Origin of the sequence: Nocardia harenae NBRC 108248 (assembly GCF_001612885.1) — a bacterium.
Lineage (GTDB): Bacteria > Actinomycetota > Actinomycetes > Mycobacteriales > Mycobacteriaceae > Nocardia > Nocardia harenae.
Genome location: NZ_BDBH01000002.1, coordinates 260,368 through 282,314, shown reverse-complemented (window position 1 = coordinate 282,314; position 21,947 = coordinate 260,368). Strand labels below are relative to the sequence as shown.

21 protein-coding genes are annotated in these 21,947 nt (G+C 70.4%); 7 read left to right on the top strand and 14 right to left on the bottom strand.

Features of this window, described 5'->3' with window-relative positions; genetic code table 11:
• Positions 1-2 precede the first annotated feature (2 nt).
• Entirely contained in the window at positions 3-362 is a 360-nt protein-coding gene (locus tag NH2_RS04260; protein WP_067648406.1) for a MarR family winged helix-turn-helix transcriptional regulator, read from the bottom strand.
• A gap of 86 nt (positions 363-448) precedes the next feature.
• Here NH2_RS04260 and NH2_RS04255 point away from each other — a divergent pair, with 86 nt between their 5' ends.
• Entirely contained in the window at positions 449-1,900 is a 1,452-nt protein-coding gene (locus NH2_RS04255) for an MFS transporter (RefSeq protein ID WP_067649294.1), read from the top strand.
• Between the two features lie 43 nt (positions 1,901-1,943).
• Here the strand turns inward: NH2_RS04255 and NH2_RS04250 are convergent, their stop codons facing one another.
• Both NH2_RS04250 and rfbA read right to left on the bottom strand, forming a co-directional pair.
• Positions 1,944-2,498, bottom strand: a complete 555-nt coding sequence (locus tag NH2_RS04250; RefSeq protein WP_067648403.1) for a dTDP-4-dehydrorhamnose 3,5-epimerase family protein — start codon at positions 2,496-2,498, stop codon at positions 1,944-1,946.
• 2 nt (positions 2,499-2,500) lie between these two features.
• Complete coding sequence (rfbA, locus tag NH2_RS04245) at positions 2,501-3,373, bottom strand: glucose-1-phosphate thymidylyltransferase RfbA (RefSeq protein WP_067648401.1); 873 nt, start codon at positions 3,371-3,373, stop codon at positions 2,501-2,503.
• Positions 3,374-3,563: 190 nt separating this feature from the next.
• On the opposite strand from rfbA, the gene NH2_RS04240 reads away from it, so the two are divergent.
• The gene (locus NH2_RS04240; RefSeq protein WP_067648398.1) at positions 3,564-4,556 is read left to right on the top strand and encodes an alpha/beta hydrolase; all 993 of its coding nucleotides are present in this window, start codon (positions 3,564-3,566) and stop codon (positions 4,554-4,556) included.
• A 122-nt stretch (positions 4,557-4,678) separates the two neighbouring features.
• Here NH2_RS04240 and NH2_RS04235 read toward each other — a convergent pair whose 3' ends face one another.
• On the bottom strand, positions 4,679-5,389 hold the full coding sequence (locus NH2_RS04235) for a DUF8020 domain-containing protein (RefSeq protein WP_067648395.1): 711 nt from the start codon (positions 5,387-5,389) through the stop codon (positions 4,679-4,681).
• A 312-nt stretch (positions 5,390-5,701) separates the two neighbouring features.
• Here NH2_RS04235 and rfbB point away from each other — a divergent pair, with 312 nt between their 5' ends.
• A complete protein-coding gene (gene rfbB, locus NH2_RS04230) occupies positions 5,702-6,709 on the top strand; it encodes a dTDP-glucose 4,6-dehydratase (RefSeq protein ID WP_067648390.1) in 1,008 nt (335 codons plus the stop codon).
• 1 nt (position 6,710) lies between these two features.
• Here rfbB and NH2_RS04225 read toward each other — a convergent pair whose 3' ends face one another.
• Both NH2_RS04225 and NH2_RS04220 read right to left on the bottom strand, forming a co-directional pair.
• The gene (locus tag NH2_RS04225) at positions 6,711-8,177 is read right to left on the bottom strand and encodes a DUF2142 domain-containing protein (RefSeq protein ID WP_245650419.1); all 1,467 of its coding nucleotides are present in this window, start codon (positions 8,175-8,177) and stop codon (positions 6,711-6,713) included.
• Positions 8,178-8,308: 131 nt separating this feature from the next.
• Positions 8,309-9,259, bottom strand: coding sequence for a glycosyltransferase (locus NH2_RS04220; RefSeq protein WP_067648384.1), 951 nt, complete (start codon positions 9,257-9,259; stop codon positions 8,309-8,311).
• 97 nt (positions 9,260-9,356) lie between these two features.
• Here NH2_RS04220 and NH2_RS04215 point away from each other — a divergent pair, with 97 nt between their 5' ends.
• The 3 genes from NH2_RS04215 (at position 9,357) to NH2_RS04205 (ending at position 12,551) form a co-directional block, all read left to right on the top strand.
• On the top strand, positions 9,357-9,899 hold the full coding sequence (locus NH2_RS04215) for a GtrA family protein (protein ID WP_245650418.1): 543 nt from the start codon (positions 9,357-9,359) through the stop codon (positions 9,897-9,899).
• 91 nt (positions 9,900-9,990) lie between these two features.
• Positions 9,991-11,892 (top strand): glycosyltransferase, encoded by a 1,902-nt coding sequence (locus tag NH2_RS04210; RefSeq protein WP_067648381.1) that lies wholly within the window; start codon positions 9,991-9,993, stop codon positions 11,890-11,892.
• Between the two features lie 59 nt (positions 11,893-11,951).
• Entirely contained in the window at positions 11,952-12,551 is a 600-nt protein-coding gene (locus tag NH2_RS04205) for a dihydrofolate reductase family protein (protein WP_067648378.1), read from the top strand.
• A gap of 1 nt (position 12,552) precedes the next feature.
• Here the strand turns inward: NH2_RS04205 and NH2_RS04200 are convergent, their stop codons facing one another.
• The 7 genes from NH2_RS04200 to NH2_RS04170 all read right to left on the bottom strand — a co-directional run bounded on the left by NH2_RS04200 (position 12,553) and on the right by NH2_RS04170 (position 19,512).
• Positions 12,553-13,404: an SDR family oxidoreductase gene (locus NH2_RS04200; protein WP_067648376.1), complete on the bottom strand. Its 852-nt coding sequence runs from the start codon at positions 13,402-13,404 to the stop codon at positions 12,553-12,555.
• 118 nt (positions 13,405-13,522) lie between these two features.
• Positions 13,523-14,173 (bottom strand): hypothetical protein, encoded by a 651-nt coding sequence (locus NH2_RS29360; protein WP_174552795.1) that lies wholly within the window; start codon positions 14,171-14,173, stop codon positions 13,523-13,525.
• 422 nt (positions 14,174-14,595) lie between these two features.
• On the bottom strand, positions 14,596-15,633 hold the full coding sequence (gene rsgA, locus NH2_RS04190) for a ribosome small subunit-dependent GTPase A (RefSeq protein ID WP_067648373.1): 1,038 nt from the start codon (positions 15,631-15,633) through the stop codon (positions 14,596-14,598).
• A gap of 179 nt (positions 15,634-15,812) precedes the next feature.
• Positions 15,813-16,763, bottom strand: coding sequence for a galactofuranosyltransferase GlfT1 (glfT1, locus tag NH2_RS04185; RefSeq protein ID WP_067648370.1), 951 nt, complete (start codon positions 16,761-16,763; stop codon positions 15,813-15,815).
• 221 nt (positions 16,764-16,984) lie between these two features.
• Positions 16,985-17,812 (bottom strand): galactan export ABC transporter ATP-binding subunit Wzt/RfbE, encoded by an 828-nt coding sequence (gene wzt, locus NH2_RS04180; RefSeq protein WP_067648367.1) that lies wholly within the window; start codon positions 17,810-17,812, stop codon positions 16,985-16,987.
• A gap of 7 nt (positions 17,813-17,819) precedes the next feature.
• On the bottom strand, positions 17,820-18,647 hold the full coding sequence (wzm, locus tag NH2_RS04175) for a galactan export ABC transporter permease subunit Wzm/RfbD (RefSeq protein ID WP_067649288.1): 828 nt from the start codon (positions 18,645-18,647) through the stop codon (positions 17,820-17,822).
• 274 nt (positions 18,648-18,921) lie between these two features.
• Positions 18,922-19,512: a bacterial proteasome activator family protein gene (locus NH2_RS04170; protein WP_067649284.1), complete on the bottom strand. Its 591-nt coding sequence runs from the start codon at positions 19,510-19,512 to the stop codon at positions 18,922-18,924.
• 175 nt (positions 19,513-19,687) lie between these two features.
• Between NH2_RS04170 and NH2_RS04165 the strand changes: the two genes are divergently transcribed.
• Positions 19,688-20,890, top strand: a complete 1,203-nt coding sequence (locus NH2_RS04165) for a cysteine desulfurase-like protein (protein WP_067649281.1) — start codon at positions 19,688-19,690, stop codon at positions 20,888-20,890.
• Here the strand turns inward: NH2_RS04165 and NH2_RS04160 are convergent, their stop codons facing one another.
• Positions 20,891-21,865 carry an NAD(P)H-quinone oxidoreductase gene (locus NH2_RS04160; protein WP_067648362.1) on the bottom strand — a complete coding sequence of 325 codons (975 nt, stop codon included), beginning with the start codon at positions 21,863-21,865 and terminating at the stop codon, positions 20,891-20,893. It lies immediately after the preceding gene.
• Between the last annotated feature and the right edge of the window lie 82 nt (positions 21,866-21,947).

Genomic DNA, 21,947 nt, shown 5'->3' with positions numbered 1-21,947 from the left:
TGCTAGACCAGCATTTCCGCGAGGACGGCGCGGTGCGCGGGCTTGGCCGCGTCGTACACTGCGCGGCCCTTCTCGGTGAGGCAGACCGTGACGGCCCTGCGATCGTCGGCGCACATGCTGCGCGAGACCAGGCCGTCGCGCTCCAGCCGGGCGACGGTGCGGGAGAGCGCGCTCTGGCTCAGGTGGCTGTCCTCGGCGAGCTCGCTCATCCGGTAGTCGCCGCAGGCCGCGTCGACCAGCCGATCCAGCGTCTCGAACTCGCTGAGCCCGATCCCGTGCGGCTGCAGCGCCTTCTCCAGCGCGCAGCTCACCGCCGCGTGGCGGTCGAGAAGCCGCCGCCACTCACCGAGCAGGTTGGACATGACCGCATTCTAGTGTCCACGGCAACCTCATGCAACGACATTTAATGTGTTGGAATCTAATGCATGTGCATGTAATGTTCCGGCTCATGACTTCCCCGGCAACGCAGCGCGCCGTCTCCGCGGCGACCGATCCGGCCCGATGGCCGGCACGGCTCTGGGCCATGCTGATCACCCTCTGCATCGTGCTGTTCCTCGACGGTCTCGACGTCTCCATGATCGGCGTCGCCCTGCCATCGATCGGCGCCGAGCTCGATCTCTCGACGGCCACGCTGCAGTGGCTGGTCAGTGGCTACGTGCTCGGCTACGGCGGGTTGCTGCTGCTCGGCGGCCGCACCGCCGACCTGCTCGGCAGGCGCCGGGTCTTCCTGATCGCGCTCGCGGTGTTCGCGGTGGCCTCGCTGACGGGCGGGCTGGTGAGCTCGGGTCCGCTGCTCATCCTGACCCGGTTCGTGAAGGGGCTGGCGGCGGCCTTCACCGCGCCGACCGGGCTCTCGATCATCACCACGAACTTCCCGGAGGGGCCCGCGCGTAACCGGGCGCTCTCCATCTACACCGTCTTCGGCGCGGGCGGCTACTCCTGCGGCCTGCTCTTCGGCGGGCTGATGACCGGCATCGGCTGGCGCTGGACCTTCCTGCTCCCGGTCCCGGTGGCGCTGGCCGCGCTCGCCGCCGCCCTGGTGCTGGTGCCGAAGGATCGCCCGGCCGACGAGGGCGGGCACGACCTGCTCGGCGCGCTCTTCTCCACCGCGGCCATGCTGCTGCTGGTCTACACCGTGGTCACCGCGCCCGAGGTGGGGTGGGCGACCGCGCGCACGCTCGGCTCGTTCGTCACGGTGGCGGTGCTCTTCGCGGCCTTCGTCGCGGTCGAGCGGCGGGTGCGGCACCCGCTGGTGCGGCTCGGCATCCTGCGCAAGCGCACCCTGGTCCGGGCCAGCCTGGCCGTGATCGCGCTCGCAGGCTCGTACTTCAGCTGGCAGTTCATCGTCACGCTGTACCTGCAGGACGGGCTGGGCTGGTCGCCGCTCACGCTGGCGCTGGCGCTGCTCCCGGTCGGGATCATGGTGACGCTCTCGGCGGTCTTCTCCGACCGGCTGGTCGACCGGGTCGGCACCGCGCCGGTGATCGCGGTGACGCTCACCGTGATGACCATCGGCTACCTGCTCTTCCTTCGCATCGACACGGCCCCGTCGTACCTCACCGTGCTGCTGCCCGCCGTGCTGCTCATCGGCGTCGGCTGGATCGGCTTCCCGGCCATCAATATTCAGGCCACCGCCGGGATCGACGACGACGAGCAGGGGCTCGCGGCCGGCGTGCTGCAGACCTCCATGCAGGTCGGCGCGGCCATCGTGCTCGCCGTGACGACCGCGCTCATCGCAGGCGGGGCGCACGACCACACCCCCGCCGCCATGCTCGACGCCTACCGGCCCGGGCTGGAGTTCGCCGCCGCGGTCACGGCGGTCGGCGCGGTGATCTCGCTGGCCGCGCTGGTGCGGCGGCGCGGGCGGCCGGTCGAGCCCGCCCTGGAGCCCGCGGGCTGAACCCCCGCCTACCCGACCGGGCGCCGCGAGGGGTGGCGCCCGGTCAGCGGGGTGTGAAGGGCGGCGCCGCCTCGTCCTTGGGCGAGCGCACCAGGGTGAGCGGCTGCCCGTCCCGGCCGACGCCCGGCCAGTCGATGCCGAGCGCGGGGTCGAGCGCGTCGATCTCGTGGTCGAACTCCGGGCTGTACTCCAGCGAGCAGAGGTAGGTCACCGTCGATTCGTCCTCGAGCGAGAGGATGGCGTGGCCGAGCCCCTCGGAGAGGAAGACCGAGCGCCGGTCCACGTCGTCGAGCAGCACGCTGTCCCACCGCCCGTAGCTCGGTGAGCCGGGGCGCAGGTCGACCACCACGTCGAGGAAGGCGCCGCGCACGCAGGTGACGTACTTGGCCTGGCCCGGCGGGTCCTCGGTGTAGTGGATGCCGCGCAGCACCCCGGCCGCGGAGACCGAGCAGTTCACCTGCTTCAGATCCAGTGGCCGCCCGGTCGCCTTCTCGAACTCCGAGGCCTTGAACTGCTCGAGGAAGACGCCGCGCTCATCGCGGAACTGCCGAGGTGTCAGCACCCAGGCGCCGGGGACCTCCAGCTCCCTGATCTCCATGCTCACCAGTCCCGTCCGCGCTCGAGCAGGTCGAGCAGGTAGCCGCCGTACCCCGACTTGACCAGCCCCTCGGCCGCGGCGCGCAGCCGGTCGTCATCGATATACCCCATCCGCCACGCCACCTCCTCCGGCACGCCGATCTTGAGGCCCTGCCGCTCCTCGATGGTGCGCACGTAGTTCGCCGCGTCCAGCAGCGAATCGAAGGTGCCGGTGTCCAGCCAGGCGGTGCCGCGGGCGAGCACATCCACCCGCAGCCGGTCCTGCTCCAGGTAGGCGCGGTTGATATCGGAGATCTCGTACTCGCCGCGCGCGGACGGCCGCAGCGAGCGGGCGATCTCCACCACGTCGTTGTCGTAGAAGTAGAGGCCGGGGATGGCGTAGTTGGAGCGCGGCGCCTTCGGCTTCTCCTCGATCGAGACCGCCCTGCCCTCGGTGAACTCCACCACGCCGTAGGCGGTCGGGTCGGAGACCCAGTAGGCGAAGACGGCGCCGCCGTCCAGCCCGTGGAAGCGGTTCAGGCTGGTGCCGAGCCCGGGGCCGTGGAAGATGTTGTCGCCGAGCACGAGCGCCGCGCACTCGGAGCCGATGTGGTCGGCGCCGAGGACGAAAGCCCTGGCCAAGCCGTCGGGTTCGGGCTGAACCACGTAGTCGATGGCGATCCCGAAGGCGCTGCCGTCGCCGAGCAGCCTGCGGAAGGCAGCGGCCTCCTCCGGCGTGGTGATCACCAGGATGTCGGTGATCCCGGCCAGCATCAGGGTGGAGAGCGGGTAGTAGATCATCGGCTTGTCGTAGACCGGGACGAGCTGCTTGCTCACCCCGCGCGTGATCGGGTGCAGGCGTGAGCCGGTGCCGCCCGCCAGGATGATTCCGCGCATGGCACGAGAGTCTGCCAGCTCGCCGGGGTGCCGGAGACGGGGAGGTTCCAGCCCGACCGCGAAATGGTCACGACGGGTTTGCCGAACAGGTCGGCCGGGGCATGGTTGTTGCACGGATCACACTTGTCGTGATCTTCTGGAGTGGGACGTCAGCGAGGATGTCCCGCCCGTGGGTGAGGTAGGTACCGCCATGACCGCGATCGATGACGCTCTCACGGGCCGGGTGATGAACCCGCACGGCCCGAGCCCGGCCGCCCGCCTGCTGCTCGCCACCTGCTCCGGCGTGGTCCGCCCGGTGCTGCGGCAGCTGCCGATCAACCGGCACACCATCCCGGTCGCCGCGGCCGCGGTGGACGGCCTCTCCCGGCTGCGCCGCGAGCCGCGCGGGGTGGAGCGCGAGCAGGTGCGGCTGCGCGGCTTCTCGCTGGAGATCCTGCGCCCGGCGGGCGGCTCCCGCGCGCTGCGCCACGGCGCGGTGCTCTATCTGCACGGCGGCGGCTTCGCGGTGTGCGGGCTGCGCACGCACCGGCCGATCGCCGCCAGCCTGGCCAGGCGCACCGGGCTCCCGGTGGTGAATGTCGACTACCGGCAGTTGCCCGGCACCTCGATCGTGCGGTCGGTGGACGACTGCCTGACCGCCTACCGCTGGCTGCTCGCCCACGGCGCCGACCCGTCGCGGGTGGTGATCGCCGGTGATTCGGCAGGCGGCTACCTGACCTTCGCCACCACGCTGAAGGCGCTGGAAGAGGGGTTGCCCGCGCCGGCCGGGCTGATCGGGCTCAGCCCGCTGCTCGACTTGGACCACGTGGCCAAGCGCGGCTACGTCAATGTCTCCAGGGACGCCTACATCCCGCTCTCCGCGCTGGCCGCGGTGGTGCGGCTGGGCGCCGAGATCGAGGGCGTGCTCGACCCGATCCTCTCGCCGGTCAACGGCAACCTGGCGGATCTCCCGCCGGTGCTGCTGGTCGCCGCGGAGGACGAGGTGCTGCGCTACGACAGCGAGCTGATGGCGGCCAGGCTGGCCGCCGCGGGCGTGCCGCACAGCCTGGAGCTGTGGCGCGGCCAGGTGCACGCCTTCATGAGCATTTTCCCCAGCCTGCCCGAGGGCAGGGCCGCGCTCGGCCGGGTCGCCCGCTTCGTGCGGGACCGGGTCGAGCACCAGGAGCGAGCTCGGACGGCCTGACGTCGATCGGCCGGACGAGTTCTGAACCTTGCCCCGCACCCGGTGCGGGGCAAGGTTCACCCGGAAACGACGGAACCCCGCCCCGGAACGCGATGTCCGGGGCGGGGTTCCGCGGTGCCGGATTACTTGGCCGGGGGCACGAACGGCTGGTTCAGGGTGCTCCAGTACTGGATGGCCGCACCGATCGCCACCGGGGCGGTGACCAGGATCTGGCCGGCCAGGGTGCCGAGCGCGCCGACGGCGAGGATGCCGCCGAGGCAGCCGATGGCGGCGGCCGGGATGAAGGGGCCGAAGAGGCCGACGATGGTCGCGGAGGCGACGGTGGCGCCTGCGATGCCGCCGAGCACGCAGCCGAGCGCGCCGCCGGACAGCCCGCCGATCAGGGTGCCGACGGTGGCGCCGACGGAGATGGTGTCCTTCAGCCGGTTGAACGCCGCGAGTTCACGGTCGTACTCGTTCTTCCAGGGCGCCTTGTCCTCGTAGGGCAGCGCGACCGGCTTGTAGACCGCCTTCTCCAGGTCGAGCTGCGGGGTGAGGGTCGCGTCGTTGCCGGAGATCTCGGCCGCGATCGGGAACTCGAACTCGTCGAGCCGGAAGCTCAGCGGGGTGCCCGCCAGCACGGTGCCATCGGCGGCGACGACCTTGAAGACGCCGTCCTCGGCGACCAGCTTGCCGGAGTCGGTGGAGATGAAGGTGGCGGTCTCGGTGGCGTGCGCGGTGAAGTTCACCGCGTCGGCCGGGGCTTCCGCCGGCGCCGCGTTCACGGTGCCCGCGGTGACGCCGAGCGCGGCGATCAGCAGAGCCGACGTCGCGGCGAATTTCTTGATGAACATGTGTTGTGAACCTCATCGAGCGGTCGGAGGGGGGACCCGATGATCGAAATCCAGGTCAGCTAACGAGTGATGAATGGGCTGTGACCGGGTGTTCAAATTACGTTCACCGAGCAGACCTGGCGGTTGGTGGGGTTATCGAAATCAAGGTTCTGATCAGGTGTTTTTGTGTGATTAAAACCGCCCGACATCGTCCTTTCCGGTCGGATTGTGATGCACATCACTGTTTCGGGAGAATCGAGGGGTGGGCAAATCGGACTGTTCGTCGGTGGCTGGGACTCCCGGACGTCTCCGCCCCGGCGGTAGAGTCGCGGAATGCGCTTGCTCGTCACCGGCGGAGCCGGGTTCATCGGTGCGAACTTCGTCCGGCAGACCGTGGCCGATCGCCCCGATGTCCGGGTAACGGTGCTCGACGCGCTCACCTACGCGGGAAATCGGGAATCGCTGGATTCCGTCGCCGACCGAATCGAATTCGTGAAGGGTGATATCGCCGATACCGCGCTCGTCGACGAGCTGACCGCGGAAACGGACGCGGTGGTGCACTTCGCCGCGGAATCGCACAACGACAATTCACTGGCCGACCCGTGGCCGTTCGTGCAGACGAACATCGTGGGAACCTTCGCGCTGCTGCAGGCGGTGCGCAGGCACGGCGTGCGCTTCCACCACGTCTCCACCGACGAGGTGTTCGGCGACCTGAACTCGGACGATCCGCCGTTCTCCGAGCTGACGCCGTACAACCCGTCGAGTCCGTACTCCGCGACCAAGGCATCCAGCGACCTGCTCGTCCGGGCCTGGGCGCGTTCTTTCGGCGTGCGTGCGACGCTGTCGAACTGCAGCAACAACTACGGCCCCTATCAGCACGTGGAGAAGTTCATCCCGCGGCAGATCACGAATCTCATCGACGGGCAGCGGCCGCGTTTGTACGGCGCCGGGCACCAGATCCGGGATTGGATTCACGTCGACGACCATAACCGCGCGGTCTGGGCCGTCCTGGAACGCGGCGAAGCGGGCCGGACGTATCTGATCGGCGCCGACGGTGAAACCGACAATCTGACCGTCATCCGAATGCTGCTCGCGGAATTCGGCCGCGATCCCGACGATTTCGACCACGTCACCGACCGCCCCGGCCACGACCAGCGCTACGCCATCGACGCGACCAGGCTCCGCACCGAACTCGGCTGGACCCCGCGGTACGCGAATTTCGGCGAGGGGCTGGCCGCGACCGTGCGCTGGTACCGGGAGAACGAGGCCTGGTGGCGGCCGTACAAGGAGCACACCGAGGCCGTCTACCGGAAGGCGGGCGAGCGAGTGCTTCCGCTGTAGCTCAGCCCCAGACCAGCACGTGGTATTTCACCGCGGCCGCGATCAGCGCGACCGCGGTGGCGCCGACGATGGTCAGCACCGCGCCCCGGCCCGGCGCCGCGCCGTCCGGCCGCGCCAGCCGCCAGGGCAGCCAGCGCAGCAGCACCGCGAAGGTGAGCACCGCCAGCGGCACGAAGTACCTGCCCTGCACGCCGTCGATGATGAAGTAGTCCACCGGCGTGAAGGACATGTAGAGCGTCACGTAGATCATGGCCACATTGGCGAGCAGCACCAGCGCCACGATCAGGGTGCGGCGGAAGGTCGCCGCGTCCGGGCGCAGCCGGTCGCCGATCCCGATGCCGAGCACGAAGGCGACCAGGCAGGCGAGCACGGCGAGCGCGGGCACGTCGATGTAGGCGAAGCCGAGCTCGCCGAAGAACTGGGTGAACCAGCGCTGGTCCCGGCGCGAAATGCTCTCACCGAAGACCTCGACGAAGCCGATCGGGTCGGTGAGGATGCCGCGCAGCTGGTCGTCCGGGCGGACGGTGCCCCACTGGTGCTCGGGGCGCATGAGGCTCATGCCGTCGCCGGTCGGCGCGGCCACCCTCATCCAGGCCGCGAAGAGCAGGCCGCCGACCGCCGCGAAGACCCAGTGCGTGTAGCGCCAGACGCCGCGGAAGCCGAGGCGCTCGCCGGGGATCACCACGACCAGCAGGGCGAGCAGGATGTACGCGGGCTTGCTCAGCGGGAGCGTGAGCGTGGCGGTGAGCAGGGCGGCGGTCTCGGCGCGGCGCAGGCCGTCGCCGAGGAAGAGCGCCTTCACCATGAGCGCGGAGATCAGGAAGGCGAGGGCGTTGGTCAGGGTGTCGGCGGTGACGGTGCCCGCCTGGAAGACCGCGATCGGCAGCACCGCGACGGCGAAGGCGAGCCACTGGATGCGGTGGGCGCGCAGGGACCACAGGGCGAAGCCGGTGATCGCCAGGTAGGCGGCCAAGCCGGCGAGCCTGGTCACCAGGGTGGTTGTGCCGACGTTCAGGTCGAGCGCTTCGGCCGCGCGCAGGCCGATGGCGCTCGGGATGTAGGGGACGGGGGAGTAGGCGGCGGTGTTGGTGAACCAGACCTGGTCCAGCTCCGCCGAGACCGGGGCATTCTTGTACCGGTCGTAGGCCGACGGGTCGGCGGCCATGGGGTTCTGCTCGTCGCCGTTGGTGGTGTAGTCGGTGAGGGCGTAGCCCATGAGGTCGGTGATGCTCTTCGGGACGTCGCCGCCGTAGGCGACGCCCCTGGTGTCCTCGATCTCCTGGGGGAGGAAGCCGCCGTGCGCCACCTGGTACGCGCGGCCGAACTGGGTGATCTCGTCGTGGCCCCAGAAGGGTGGGGTTATGACGGCGAAGACCGCGCCGAACAGTCCGGCGAGGATCAGGAACGCCGTGGTCGCAGGGCCCAGTTTCCGGACGAACCGGCTCGCGACGCCCGTGCGGGTCCGCACGGCCGTATCTCGCCCGGCCCGCGGCCGCTCGACTGGTTGGTCCACGGCGGACGTCGGCGCTGCGCCGACGCCTTCCGCCGGGTCCGGCTCGTCGCCGGATGGCGCCGCGGAGGTGCCGGTGGCCGACGCCGTCACCGCCGGGGTCCGTCGTCGGTGACGGCGCTGTAGCGCAGGTAGACGAGGCGCGCCGCCTCGTGGCGGGAGCGCCGGATGCCGTCCAGGATGAGCCCGGCGGTCCAGGCCAGGCTGCCGAGCAGCAGCAGGGTGAAGGCGAGGAAGAGGGTGGGGAAGCGCGGCACCTGGCCGATGTCGTAGTAGGTGATCGCGATCGGAATGCTGAGCACGAGCGCGATCGCCCAGGCCAGGGTGCCGAAGAGCCCGTAGAAGGCGACCGGCCGCTCGTGCCGCGCCAGCCCGGCGATCAGCTTCAGGATCTTGAACCCGTCGTGGTACGTGCGCAGCTTGGACTCGCTGCCCGCCGGGCGGTCGCGGAACCCGACCGGCACCGCGGTCCGCGGCACCCGGAGGTGCAGCGAGTGCACCGTCAGCTCGGTCTCGATCTCGAACTCGCGGGAGACCGCCGGGAAGCTCTTCACGAAGCGCCGGGAGAACACCCGGAACCCGCTCAGCATGTCCTCGACGTTCTCCCCGAACACCTTGCCGACCACGCCGTTGAGCACCTTGTTGCCGGTCTCGTGCCCGGCCCGGTACGCATTGCCGGACTCGTCCTGGCGGCGCACCCCGAGCACGTGGTCGTAGGGCCCGTCCAGCAGTGTCTTGATCATGAGCGGCGCGGCCGACGCCTCGTAGGTGTCGTCGCCGTCGATCATGAGGTAGACGTCGGCCTCGATATCGGCGAAGGCGCGGCGCACCACATTGCCCTTGCCCTTGACGTTCTCCCGGCGCACGATCGCGCCCGCTTCCCGCGCGCGCTCCGATGTCGCGTCGGTACTCAGGTTGTCGTAGACGTAGACCACGATCCCGGGCACGGCGGCCTGCAGGTCGGCGACGACCTTGGCGACCGAAGCCTCTTCGTTGTGGCACGGGACCACGGCGGCAATGCGAAGCTCGGAGGAGTCCACCCGGGTCAATCCTCGATCTCGGTGGGGTCGAACAGGGAACACGGGGAGGGTACAGGCCGGACGCGGCCCCCGCGTGCCCGGTGTACCGTCGGCGAGCGTGTCGTCCCGCGAGTCCGCCGAAACCGCTCCCGCACCCCTGAGCCGCCGCCTGCTGACCGCGCTGCGGCGGGGCGGCGCCTTCCTGGTGGTCGGGCTGATCGGCTTCGGAGTGGACGCCGGAACGTACAACCTGCTGGTGTTCTGGGGCGGCGAGGGCGTGCTGTACCACGCGCCGCTGCCCGCCAAGATCATCGCGATCGGGGTGGCGACGGTGGTCACCTACTTCGGCAACAAGTGGTGGACGTTCGCGCACAAGCAGGGCGGCAGCGCCGCACGGGAGTACCTGCTCTACGCGTTCTTCAATGTGATCGCGATCGGGCTGCAGCTCGGCTGCCTCGCCTTCTCCCGCTATGTGCTGGATCTCTCCTCGCCCCTCGCGGACAATATCTCCGGCACCCTGATCGGCCAGATCGTCGCGGTGCTCTTCCGCTACTGGGCCTACGACACCTTCGTCTTCACCGGCGCGCGGGCCGAGGTGGAGCACGAGATCGACGACGCGCTCGGCGACCGTGCTGAGCAAGCGCCCGGTTCGCCGCGTTGATATCCTCGGGCCCGCCGCGAAGGTATCCAGGGACGAGGGTGGAGATGGCACAGCTAGTCCCGTCGGCACGACACTGAATTTCGAGGACTTCATGGATCAGTCGGCTACGCAGGCCGTTACCGAAACGAACGACCGAGCTGTCGCCGAGGCGGCGCCCACCGCGCTGCGCTCCGATCACCGGGCTCCGGACCGCCTGGTGCTGCAGCGGGGAATCTTCACCGGGCCGTCGGCGAAGATCAACGACGAGCTCTACGCCGTCGTCACCAGGGGCCGCGCCCAGCGCGGTCGGCTCACGCTGCGCCTGGACAAGGGCGCGACGGTGCACACCAATACCTACTTCGGCCGGTTCGCGGCGGCCTACTGGCAGCGCTGGACCACCGTGACCGAGGTACAGGTCACGCTGGTGCTCGACGTCGCCGCCGCCGCCAGGCTGCGGCTGGTGGCCTCGGACATCGCCGGGCACCGCCGGATCGTCGACTCCATCGAGGTCTCCGCGAGCGGCCCGGTCAGCCTCGGCGCCAAGCTGGATCAGTACGTCGACGGCGGCGCGCTCTGGGTCGAGGCGGACGCGGTCGGCGGCGCGCTCGGCATCACCGAGCTCACCTGGTCGGCCGCCGCCCCGGAGCGGATGCGCCCGGTCGCCATCGCCATCTGCACCTTCAACCGCGCCGCCGACTGCGCCGAGACGGTCGCCGCGCTCGCCTCCGACCCGGCGGTGCTCGCCGCCATCGACGCGGTGTACGTGGTGGACCAGGGCACCGACCTGGTCGAGGAGCGGCCGCGGTACCGCGAGGTGCGGCCGGTGCTCGGCGAGAAGCTGCGCTACATCCGCCAGCCCAACCTGGGCGGCGCGGGCGGCTTCACCCGCGGGCTCTACGAGGTCTCGGCGGTGAACGAGCACGCCGACGTCATCCTGATGGACGACGACATCCTCTGCGAGCCGGAGACGGTGCTGCGGCTCAATGCCTTCGCCAACCTCACGGTGGAGCCGACGCTGGTCGGCGCGCAGATGCTCTTCCTGCTCAACCCGGACTACCTGAACGTCGGGGCCGAGGAGGTGCACCTGGACCGGCTCATGCACGGCCAGAAGGTCGCCAAGGCGCTGCGCAACACCAGCATGCTGAAGAAGAACCAGGAGCGCCGGGTCGACGCCGGGTACAACGCCTGGTGGACCTGTTTGATCCCGGCCGAGGTGGTCGCGAAGATCGGGCTGCCGCTGCCGATCTTCTTCCAGTGGGACGACGTCGAGTACGGCGTGCGCGCGCGGGAGCACGGTTTCGTCACCGTGACCCTGCCGAACGCCGCCGTCTGGCACGCCGACTTCTACTGGAAGGACTACGACGACTGGGCGCGCTACTTCAGCACCCGCAACTCGCTCATCGTCGGCGCGCTGCACACCGACCTGGACGGCAGGAAGATCGGCCGCCAGCTCTTCCGCAATATCGCCGAGCAGTTGGTGGCCATGCAGTACGGCCTGGTGCACACCACGCTGCAGGGCATCGAGGACTTCCTGCGCGGCCCGACGATCCTGCGGGACGGCGGAATCGAGGCGCTCGCCCAGGCCCGCGGCCAGCGCGCCGACTACCCGGAGACGATCAAGCACCCGGCCGCGACCCCGCCGGTGCCCGCGGCGCAGATCGCCGTGCAGCGCGCCTCCGGCGAGCCGAGCCGGGCGCTGCTCGTGCTGATCAAGCGGGCCATCGGGCAGTGGACCGGGCGCACCCGCCCCGGCCTGGTCGGCATTACCCGCGAGGACGCCTACTGGTGGCACGTCTCGCTCTTCGACCACGTGGTGGTGACCGATGCCTCGCAGTCCGGGGTGCGAATCCGGCAGCGGGACAAGGCCCGTGCCCGCGCGCTGCTGATCCGCACGCTCAGGGTGCTGCGCAGGCTGCGCCGCGAGCTGCCCGCGCTGCAGGAGCAGTACCGGGCCGCGGCGCCGGAGCTCACCAGCCGGGAGAACTGGGAAAGGCTCTACGGCATCCGTCGATGATTTCCGCCGGGGTGCTCCGTCTGATCCGGTAACCACACCGGATTGCCGAGGAGCACCCCATGCGCAAGGTCACCGCGAGTTTCTTCATCTCCCTGGACGGCGTCGTCGAGGACCCGCAGGACTGGCACTTCCCCTACTTCGACGACGCCATGGGCGCCGCCGTCGGCAAGCAGCTGGAGACCGCCGACACCCTGCTGCTCGGCCGCGTCACCTACGACAGCTTCGCCGGCGCCTGGCCGGACCGGGAGGCGGAGGGCGGCGAGGACGCGGTCTTCGCCAAGATCCTCGGCGATATGCGCAAGGTGGTCGTCTCGAGCAGCGAACTCGGCTTCACCTGGCGCAACTCCGAGCAACTGCGCGGTGACCTGGTGGCTGGCGCCCGCGCGCTCAAGGCCGAGCCGGGCGGCGATATCGCCATCAGTGGCTCGCCCTCGGTGGTGCGGCAGCTGCTCGACGCCGGGCTCGTCGACGAGCTGCACCTGCTGGTGCACCCGATCGCGGTGCGCAGGGGGCAGCGGCTCTTCGGCGCGGAGGAGAGCACACAGCCGCTGCGCCTGCTCTCCTCCACCGCCTTCGGCTCCGGTGTGCTGCACCTCGTCTACGGCCCCGATTCCGAAGCCCGCGCGGGCGGGTACGACGAGGCCAAAACGCACCTCTGATTCAGAGGAAGAGGTCCGTGGTGAGCGGGCCGTCGCCCGGCACCACCCGGTACTTCTCCAGGTCGGTGATGCCGTGCGCGGCGAGCACCTCGTCGTCGAGGAAGAAATTGCCGGTGGTCTCCTTGGCCGGCGAGGTGAGCACCAGGTAGGCGGCGTCGGCGTAGATGTCCGGGGTGCGCGAGGTGGCGACCATCTCCTCGCCGCCGAGCAGGTTCCGCACCGCCGCGGTGGCGATGGTGGTGCGCGGCCACAGCGAGTTCACCGCGATGCCCGCGTCCTTCAGCTCCTCGGCCAGCCCGAGCGTGGTGAGCGACATGCCGTACTTGGCGATGGTGTAGCCGAGCGAGCCGCCCGCCCACTTCGGGTCCAGGTTCAGCGGGGGCGAGAGCGTCAGGATGTGCGGGTTGCGCCCCGCCGCCGCGGACTCGCGCAGCGCGGCGATGCTCAGCTTGGAGAGCAGGAAGCTGCCGCGGCAGTTGATGTCCTGCATGAGGTCGTACTTCTTCATCGAGATCGCCTCGGTGGGCGAGAGGTCGATGGCGGAGGCATTGTTGACCACGATGTCGATGCCGCCGAAGCGCTCGACGGTCTGCCGCACCGCCTCGGCCACCTGCTCGTCCGCGCGCACGTCGCCGACGAACGGAAGCACCGTGCCGCCGGCCTCCTCCAGTTCGGCGGCGGCGGTGTGGATGGTGCCGGGCAGCTTGGGGTGCGGCTTGTCGGTCTTGGCGATGAGGGTGATGTTCGCGCCGTCGGCGGCGGCCCGCTTCGCGATCTCCAGCCCGATGCCGCGGCTGCCGCCGGACATGATGACCGTCCTGTTCGCGAGGGGCCTGGAAGCCTGATCCGTCATCGACTGCTCCTGTCGTGGGCGGGATGTGCCTGGACCAGGGTAGCGCGGTTATGCAATCAGTTGCATAGGGGGTGCGGAGAGAGGGCGCCCGCTCGCGGCGGACGCCCTGGTCGCGAGCTCAGGTGCTCGCGACTCCGACCAGAACGATCAGGTTGAGCAGGAAGACGAGGGCGACGAAGCCCCACGTGATGTAGAGGAAGAGCATGCCGGGGGCCTTCTGCGGCACCGGGCCGATCGCGCCGTTCAGCAGGATCACCACCGGGGCCTTGTAGTACACCCGGGTGCCCTGGCCCGGCTGCACCGGGACGGTTGCCGTCGCCGGGCCCATGTCGAAGAGCCACGGCGTGCTCACCCGCACGTGGTGCTGGCCGGGGCCGACCGGGATGTGGTTCGGGCCCCACCTGGTGACCGGCACCTGCTGCCCGTTGATCTGGATCTTGGGTTTGGTGATGGCGAGGAGGAAAGCGAAGGGGGAGTACGAGGCGTCGACCGTCAGTCCCGGTGGGTCCGGTTGCGGGAGTGATTGCTGCGGAAGTGCCTGCGTAGCAGGGTATCCCGGTTGCCCACCGGGGAACCCGCCCTGCTGCGCCCCCGGGTACCCCGGCACGCCCTGCTGCCCGCCGGGGTACCCGCCCGGCTGGGCATAGCCGGCCCCGCCCTGCTGCCCGCCGGGGTACCCGCCCGGCTGGGCATAGCCGGCCCCGCCCTGCTGCCCGCCGGGGTACCCGCCCGGCTGGGCATACCCCGCCCCGCTCTGCTGCCCCGCCACGGGAGCGCCCTGCTGCCCACCCGCGTATCCACCCTGCTGCGCATAGCCCGGCGAGCTCTGCTGCCCGGCAGGGGCCCACCCGACCTGCGGAACACCGGGAGAACTCTGCTGCCCGGCGGCGTAACCGCCCTGCTGCGGAATCCCCGGCGAGCTCTGCTGCCCACCGACATTCCCGCCCTGCTGCGGATAGCCCGGCGAGCTCTGCTGCCCTGCCGGAGCCCAACCGGCCTGCGAAGTTCCGGGCGAACTCTGCTGCCCGGCGGGAGCCCACCCCTGCTGCACGGGACCTGACCCCACCCCCTGCCCCGGCGAACCGAACGGTGGCGGAACGGAACCGGATGGTGGGTACCCCCCGGGCTGAGCCATATGAGCCTCCTGATAGACCGAATGTGCGAGCCGACCCTACAACGGCGAACGGAGTCTCACTTTCCGGAGCCTCGCTGCCGATACATCCGCCGCTGCTCTCGGCTGACCGTCCGCCACCCCCGCTCCCGCTCGGCAGCCAGCCGCTTGTCGGTCCGCGCCGCCATGTAGGCGTTCTCCCGCAGCAACTTGCGGTAGCTCGCCAGCCTGCGCTCGGTCAGCGCACCGGATTCCAGCGCCGCCCGCACCGCGCACCCCGGCTCACTCTCGTGCCCGCAGTCGTTGAACCGGCAGGCGGCCGCGAGGCTCTCGACATCGCTGAAGGTCTTCTCCAGCCCATCGGCGGCATCGAACAACCCGATCCCGCGCAACCCGGGCGTATCGATCAGCGTCCCGCCGTGCGGCAGCGGCCGCAGCTCCCGCTGCACGGTGGTGTGCCGCCCCTTGCCATCGACGGCCCGCACCGCCCCGGTCGCGAACGCCTCCTCGCCGAGCAGCGCATTCGCCAGCGTCGACTTACCCGCCCCCGACGGCCCGAGCAGGACAACGGTCCCGTCCAGCACCGCGGTCAGCACCTCGAGCCCGGCTCCGCTGCTCGCGCTCACCGCGAGCACCGCCGCCCCCGGCGCGACCGTGCGCACGGCATCAAGCGGAACCGATTCCGCCGCATCCACTTTGGTGAGCACCACCACCGGCTGCGCCCCGCTCTTCCAGGCCAGCGCGAGCAACCGCTCGATCCGCCCGAGATCCACATCGCCGTCCGCGGGCACGCAGATCAGCACGGTGTCCACATTCGCTGCGAGCACCTGCCCCGCGGAGCGCCCCGACACCGACGAGCGGCTGATCGCCCCGCGCCGCGGCAGCAGCGCCGTCACGGCGAGCGGAAGCAACCCGGTGGCGGGTTCGAGCAGCACCCAGTCACCGGTGCAGAACCCGGAATCGGCCCTGGGCAGCGCGGCCCTGGCGAGCCCGGAGGGCGTGGCGACATCGCATTCGCCCCGATCGGTCCGGATCACCCGACCGGGCACAGCGCCGTCCGGCACGGTGTACGAGGTGGTATTCCAGCCATACGGAATCAACAGGTCGTAATCGACCATGAGGGAAAATCCTTCGAGTGGGCGCCGAGCCCGACCCGGACTCAGCGAGAAATGAGTGAGGTGCGCGCGCGGCCGTACCCGGCCACGGCGACAAAGGCCGTAGTCACAGCGCACACCTCCATTCCTCGCGAGTTCGTCGCCGCCCACCTTGGCAGTCCACTCCGGCGGGCGCAACCGAATTAATCCGGCTTGCCGAACTGTTCGTTGCGCCCGAGCGAGCGCAGCCGGAACCACTCCTTCAACCCCGCCGGATCGCGCCTGGTCACCAGGAAGAACCAGGAGAACCGGATCCACTCCTGCGGCAGCAGCTTGCGCATGCCGGGCTGGGACATGAGGTAGCCGCGGTTGCGATAGGTGAAGTAGCGCTTCACCGGGTCGTCCGGGTACTGGGTGTGCATCCGCCCGCCCAGGATCGGCTTGAACTCCGACGCGCCGTTCGGGTGCAGATACGCGGTCTGCAGGCAGGTGCCGAAGGGCAGCCCGGAGCGCACCAGCCTGCGGTGCACCTCCACCTCGTCGCCGCGTACGAAGAGCCGCAGGTCGGGCACGCCGATCAGGTCGACCGCCTGGGCCGAGACCAGCGCGCCGTTGAAGAGCGAGGCGATGCCGGGCAGGAAGTCGTCGGCACCGAGCTCCGAGCGCAGCCGCCGCCAGACCACGCCGCGGCGCAGCGGGAAGGCCAGCCGGTCGGGGTCGTCGATGTCGCAGACCACCGGCGAGACCTCGGCGAGCCCGTGCTTGCCCGCGCAGGACAGCAGGGTGGAGAGCACCTCGGGCCCCTCCGGCCTGCCGTCGTCGTCGGCCAGCCAGACCCAGTCCGCGCCGAGCGTCAGCGCGTGCAGGATGCCGAGCGCGAAGCCGCCTGCGCCGCCGAGGTTGTGCCGCGACCCCAGGTAGGTCGCCTCCAGCGGCTGCTGCGCCACCAGCTCGGCGACCTCGTCCTCGTTGCCGTTGTCCACCACGATCAGGTGGTCGACCGGCCGGGACTGCGAGCCGACCGCCTTCAGCGACTCGGCGAGCAGCTCGCGCCGCTTGTGCGTGACCACGACCGCGATGATCCGCGCATCCGCCCCCGTGCCCGGCGGCACGAACTCCTCGAACTCCCCGACGCCTTCCGGTGACTCGCTCATGCTGTTCCCATTCGGCCTGAGCGAGGGCCCTGCGTGGCCACGCTCCGCTCCCGCCTTCGGGCCTGACTCGCTCATGCTGTTTGCATTCGGCCTGAGCGAGGGCCCTGCGTGGCCACGCTCCGCTCCCGCCTTCGGGCCTGACTCGCTCATGCTGTTTGCATTCGGCCTGAGCGAGGGCCCTGCGTGGCCACGCTCCGCTCCCGCCTTCGGGCCTGACTCGCTCATGCCTGGTTCGGCTCCAGTTCTCTGCCGCCGTCGGCGGCCAGCTCACGCAGCACCTGCGCCACGTGATTCCCCGCCTCCGGCCCCTCGTACGCCCGCACCACTTCCTCGATACCCCCGTGCTGCCGGATGCGCCCGTGATCGATCCAGAGCGCGGAATCGCAGAGCTGCGCGAGGAATTCATTGGAATGGCTGGCGAACACCAGAATCCCGGAACGCGACACCAATTCCTGCAGCCGCTTGCGCGCCTTCTTCATGAATTCCGCGTCCACCGCGCCGATGCCCTCGTCGAGCAGCAGGATCTCCGGGTCGATGGAGGTCACCACGCCCATGGCGAGCCGCACCCGCATCCCGGTGGAATAGGTGCGCAGCGGCATCGAGAGGTATTCGCCCAGCTCGGTGAAGTCCGCGATCTCGTCGATCTTGGCCATCATCTGCTTGCGCGTCTGGCCGAGGAAGAGGCCGCGGATGACAATGTTCTCGAACCCGGAGATCTCCGGATCCATGCCGACGCCGAGGTCGAAGACCGGGGCCACCCGGCCGCGGATCCGCGCGCTGCCGCGGGACGGCTCGTAGATGCCGGAGAGCAGCCGCAGCAGTGTGGACTTGCCCGCGCCGTTGTGCCCGACCAGCCCGATCCGATCGCCCTCCCGGAGCGACAGCGTGATGTCGCGCAGCGCCTCGACCACGACGACGTCGGACTGGTTGCGCCCGATCGCGCCGCCCGCCTTGCCCAGGAACGCCTTCTTCAGCGACCGCGACTTGGCGTCGAAGATCGGGAACTCGACCCACGCCTGGTGGGTCTCGATACTCACACGGTCGGTCATCGGGCTCCTATACCCAGTACGGGACGCGCGAACGGAACTGCTTCATCGCCAGGATCGCCACCACCCAGCCGACCAGCGTGATCACCCCGACGATCACCCAGTGCCGGAGCGCCTGCGGCTCCCCGAGCAGCGGTGCGCGCACGATCTCCAGGTAGTGGAAGGTGGGGACCAGCTCCACCAGCCGGGCCCGCTCGCTGCCCGCTCCCATCTGGTTCTCCAGGGTGGAGGTGGTCCACATGACCGGGGTCAGCACGAAGAGCATGAGCGTGGTGCTGCCGAGGATCGGCGCGATATCCCGGTAGCGAGTGCTGAAGATGCCGAAGACGATCGACACCCACATGGAGTTCAGGAAGAGCAGCAGGATCGCCGGGATGGCGAGCAGGCTGGCCCAGTTCACGTCCTCCCAGACTCCGAACGCAGCCAGCATCACCAGGTAGATCACCATATTGTGGGCGAAGAAGAGCAGCTGCCGCCACACCAGCCGGTAGATGTGCACGCTCAGCGCCGACGGCAGCTGTTTGATCAGCCCCTCGTTGGCGATGAAGACGTCGGCGCCCTCCAGGATGCTGGCGTTGATCACGTTCCAGACGATGAGCCCGACCGTCACGTACGGCAGGAACTCGCGCAGCGGCTGGTCGAGCAGCATCGAGTAGAGGATGCCCATGGCCGCGGCCTGCAGCCCGGTGGCGATGGTGATCCAGAACGGGCCGAGCACCGAGCGGCGGTAGCGCTGCTTGATGTCCTGCCAGCCCAGCGAGAGCCAGAGCTCGCGCTGCGAGAAGCCGGTGGCGAAGTCGCCGAAGGCGCGCGCGAAGGTCTGGGAGTCGGATTTCATCGGCGGCGCGGAGAGCAGGTCGCTCTCCGCGCCGGCGGCGGCTTGGGCTGCGGGGTCCGGTTCCGCGAGAGCGGTGTCGTTGTCCGCCGGCGCGACGGTGTCGTCGTCCGCTGGTGCGGAGTGGTCCGCCGTCGAGGCGGTGTTCTCCCGGTCCGAGTCGGGGCGAGCGGCAGCTGCGGGCACGGTGCCAGACACTACCCCGGTGGCCTCCTCGGCCGGGATGCCGCCGGGTGCATCGGGGCCCGCTGCCCGCGGGTGCTGATCGGTCTGTTTTTCAGAGATACTGTCCAGCACCCCCGGTGGCCTGGGTGTGCGGCCCGCCGCGCGGGTCGGCGACCGCGAGCCCGGGCGGCAGCGCCCCCTGGCGCATCTGCTCCAGCTGCGCCCGCGCCGCCATCTGCTGGGCGAAGAGCGCGGTCTGGATGCCGTGGAAGAGCCCCTCCAGCCAGCCGACCAGCTGCGCCTGCGCGATCCGCAGCTCGGCGTCGGTGGGCACGGTGTCGTCGGTGAAGGGCAGCGTCAGCCGCTCCAGCTCGTCCCGCAGCTCGGGGGCGAGCCCCTGCTCCAGCTCGCGCACCGAGGACTTGTGGATCTCCTTGAGCCGATTGCGGCTGGCATCGTCCAGCGGGGCGGCCCGCACCTCCTCCAGCAACTGCTTGATCATGGTGCCGATCCGCATCACCTTGGCGGGCTGCTCGACCATGTCCGCGAGCGATTCGCCCGGCTCGTCCTGCTGCTCCGGTTCGCCGGATTCCGGCGCGCCGGAAACCGCACCCGGCGCCCCGGCCTCAACGGGAATGCTCAGCGGCCGGCCGTCCGGACCGATCACGACGACGGAATTCGGGGTCTCGTCCGATGGCGTCATGGTCTCCATCATGTCGTGTGTCAGGCACCGTGACCACCTGACCTGTACCCGCCTCCGGCTACGGCCCGGCGTTCTATCCTGTTCGGGTGCTGATTCCCAGGTCGCCCTACTCCGCGGTACGGAAGCGGGGCAACGTGGTTACACAGCCTCGGTCGCTGCCCTTAGAGTGGCCGACATGACTTACGACGTCGCGAGGGTGCGGGGCCTCATTCCGTCCCTGGGCGACGGCTGGATTCACCTCGATCCGCAGATCGGAATGCTGGTGCCGGACTCGGTCTCGCGCGCGGTCTCGACCGGATTTCGAACGTCGTCCTTCTCGCACACCGGCAGGCATCCGGCGGCCGCGCGCAGCGCTCGAATCCTGGAGGCGGCGAAGGTCGCGGTGGCCGATCTGGTCGGTGGCGACCCGGCGGGCGTCGTGCTCGGCCCCGACCGCGCGGCGCTGCTCGCCTGGCTGGCCGAATCGCTCAGCTCCCGGCTCGGGCTCGGCACCGGCATCGTGCTCTCCCGCCTCGACGACGAGGCGAATGTCGCGCCCTGGCTGCGCATCGCCAACCGCTACGGCGCGCACGTGCGCTGGGCCGAGGTGGAGATCGAGACCTGCGAGATGCCCGCCTGGCAGTTCGAGGAGCTGATCGGGCCGACCGCGCGGCTGGTCGCGCTCACCGCCGCCTCGCCGATCGTCGGCTCGGCGCCGTCGGTGCGGGTCGCCGCCGACCGGGTGCACGAGGTGGGCGGGCTGCTGGTCGCCGATGCCTTCGGCGCCGCGCCCTACGCGCTCATCGATATCGAGGAGCTGAACGCCGACGTGGTCGCGCTGAGCGCGCCGTCGTGGGGCGGGCCGCAGGTCGGCGCGCTGGTCTTCCGCGACCCGGCCTTCCTGGACCGGATCCCCTCCATGTCGCTCAACCCCTACGCCAAGGGCTCCGAGCGGCTCGAGGTCGGCGGCCACCAATACGCGCTGCTCTCCGGGCTGACCACCTCCATCGACTTCCTGGCCGGGTTGGACGAGCGCGCCCGCGGCTCCCGCCGCGAGCGGCTGGAGCTCTCCATCACCTCGCTGCAGGACTACCACGACCAGCTCTTCGAGCACCTGATGGAGGTGCTCGACCGGGTCACCGGGCTCACCGTGATCGGCCGCGCCTCCACCCGCATTCCCACGGTGAGCTTCACCGTCGCCGGCATGCAGGCGGAGAAGGTCGCCGCCAAGCTGGCCGACGCCAGGATCGGCACCGTCAGCGGAATGCACGGCGGCAGCAGGCTGCTCGACGCGCTCGGGGTGAACGACGAGGGCGGCGCGGTGACCGTCGGTCTCGCCCCGTACACCACGAGGTGGGAGATCGACCAGCTCGGCCGGGCGCTCTCCGCGCTGGAGTAGTCAGCGCAGCGTGAGCAGCACCTTGCCGACGGTGTCCGCGCCGTCGAGCAGCCGGTGCGCCTCGGCCGGGTCGCTCACCTCGGCGTGGATCACCGGGACGATCGAGCCGTCCGCGACGAGCGGCCAGACTCGCTCCCGCACCCCCGCGATCACCTCGGCCTTGCCGCCCGGCCCGGTCGCGGGCCTGCCGCGCAGGTTGGTCGCGTGGATGGTGCCCCACTTGCGCAGCAGCGCACCGAGATTCAGCTCGGCCCTGACGCCACCCTGCATGCCGATCACCACGAGGTGGCCGTGCGGGGCAAGCGCCTCGATATTGCGGGGCAGGTAGGCCGCGCCCATATTGTCCAGGATGACGTCGGCCCCGCCGTGCTCGCGCAGCACCTCGACGAAGTCCTGGTTCTTGTAGTCGATCGCGATATCGGCACCGAGCTCGGTGCAGCGCGCGAGCTTTCCCGCCGACCCCGCGGTGACCGCGACCCGCGCCCCGAGCCGCTTCGCCAGCTGGATGGCGTGCGTGCCGATCCCGCCGCCGCCGCCGTGCACCAGCAGCAGCTGCCCCGCGCGCAGCCCCGCCGTGCTCACCAGGTTCGAGTACACCGTGGCCGCGACCTCGGGCAGCCCGGCCGCGGCGGCCAGATCCAGCCCCTCCGGCACCGGGAGCAGCTGGCCCGCGGGCACCGCGACCCGCTCGGCGTAGCCGCCGCCGGAGAGCAGCGCGCAGACCCGGTCGCCCACCGACCAGCCGGTCACGCCGTCACCGAGTCCGGCGATCACCCCCGAGCACTCCAGCCCGAGCGTCTCGCTCGCCCCCGGCGGCGGCGGATAGTTGCCCTGCCGTTGCAGCAGGTCGGCCCGGTTCACCCCGGCCGCGGCCACCTCAACCAGCACCTCACCGTGGGCCGGGGTGACGTCGGGCGCCTCGCCCCACGTCAGTACCTCGGGGCCACCGAATCCGTTCAATCGCACAGCGCGCACGGTTCCATCTTGCCCGCGGAGCGCCGGAACCGGCGATCACCCCGGCATTCGCGGCGCGCTCGCCGATCCCGGCGGGGGCTGC

What these genes read in the sequence shown, in the direction of transcription:
- NH2_RS04205 (WP_067648378.1), top strand. Translation starts at nt 11,952, where the DNA reads ATGCGCAAGGTCACCGCGAGTTTCTTCATCTCCCTGGACGGCGTCGTC.
- rfbB (WP_067648390.1), top strand. Translation starts at nt 5,702, where the DNA reads ATGCGCTTGCTCGTCACCGGCGGAGCCGGGTTCATCGGTGCGAACTTC.
- NH2_RS04250 (WP_067648403.1), bottom strand. Translation starts at nt 2,498, where the DNA reads ATGGAGATCAGGGAGCTGGAGGTCCCCGGCGCCTGGGTGCTGACACCT.
- wzm (WP_067649288.1), bottom strand. Translation starts at nt 18,647, where the DNA reads ATGAAATCCGACTCCCAGACCTTCGCGCGCGCCTTCGGCGACTTCGCC.
- NH2_RS04235 (WP_067648395.1), bottom strand. Translation starts at nt 5,389, where the DNA reads ATGTTCATCAAGAAATTCGCCGCGACGTCGGCTCTGCTGATCGCCGCG.
- rfbA (WP_067648401.1), bottom strand. Translation starts at nt 3,373, where the DNA reads ATGCGCGGAATCATCCTGGCGGGCGGCACCGGCTCACGCCTGCACCCG.
- wzt (WP_067648367.1), bottom strand. Translation starts at nt 17,812, where the DNA reads ATGACCGACCGTGTGAGTATCGAGACCCACCAGGCGTGGGTCGAGTTC.
- NH2_RS04165 (WP_067649281.1), top strand. Translation starts at nt 19,688, where the DNA reads ATGACTTACGACGTCGCGAGGGTGCGGGGCCTCATTCCGTCCCTGGGC.
- NH2_RS04210 (WP_067648381.1), top strand. Translation starts at nt 9,991, where the DNA reads ATGGATCAGTCGGCTACGCAGGCCGTTACCGAAACGAACGACCGAGCT.
- glfT1 (WP_067648370.1), bottom strand. Translation starts at nt 16,763, where the DNA reads ATGAGCGAGTCACCGGAAGGCGTCGGGGAGTTCGAGGAGTTCGTGCCG.
- rsgA (WP_067648373.1), bottom strand. Translation starts at nt 15,633, where the DNA reads ATGGTCGATTACGACCTGTTGATTCCGTATGGCTGGAATACCACCTCG.
- NH2_RS04255 (WP_067649294.1), top strand. Translation starts at nt 449, where the DNA reads ATGACTTCCCCGGCAACGCAGCGCGCCGTCTCCGCGGCGACCGATCCG.
- NH2_RS04260 (WP_067648406.1), bottom strand. Translation starts at nt 362, where the DNA reads ATGTCCAACCTGCTCGGTGAGTGGCGGCGGCTTCTCGACCGCCACGCG.
- NH2_RS04240 (WP_067648398.1), top strand. Translation starts at nt 3,564, where the DNA reads ATGACCGCGATCGATGACGCTCTCACGGGCCGGGTGATGAACCCGCAC.
- NH2_RS04170 (WP_067649284.1), bottom strand. Translation starts at nt 19,512, where the DNA reads ATGACGCCATCGGACGAGACCCCGAATTCCGTCGTCGTGATCGGTCCG.
- NH2_RS04200 (WP_067648376.1), bottom strand. Translation starts at nt 13,404, where the DNA reads ATGACGGATCAGGCTTCCAGGCCCCTCGCGAACAGGACGGTCATCATG.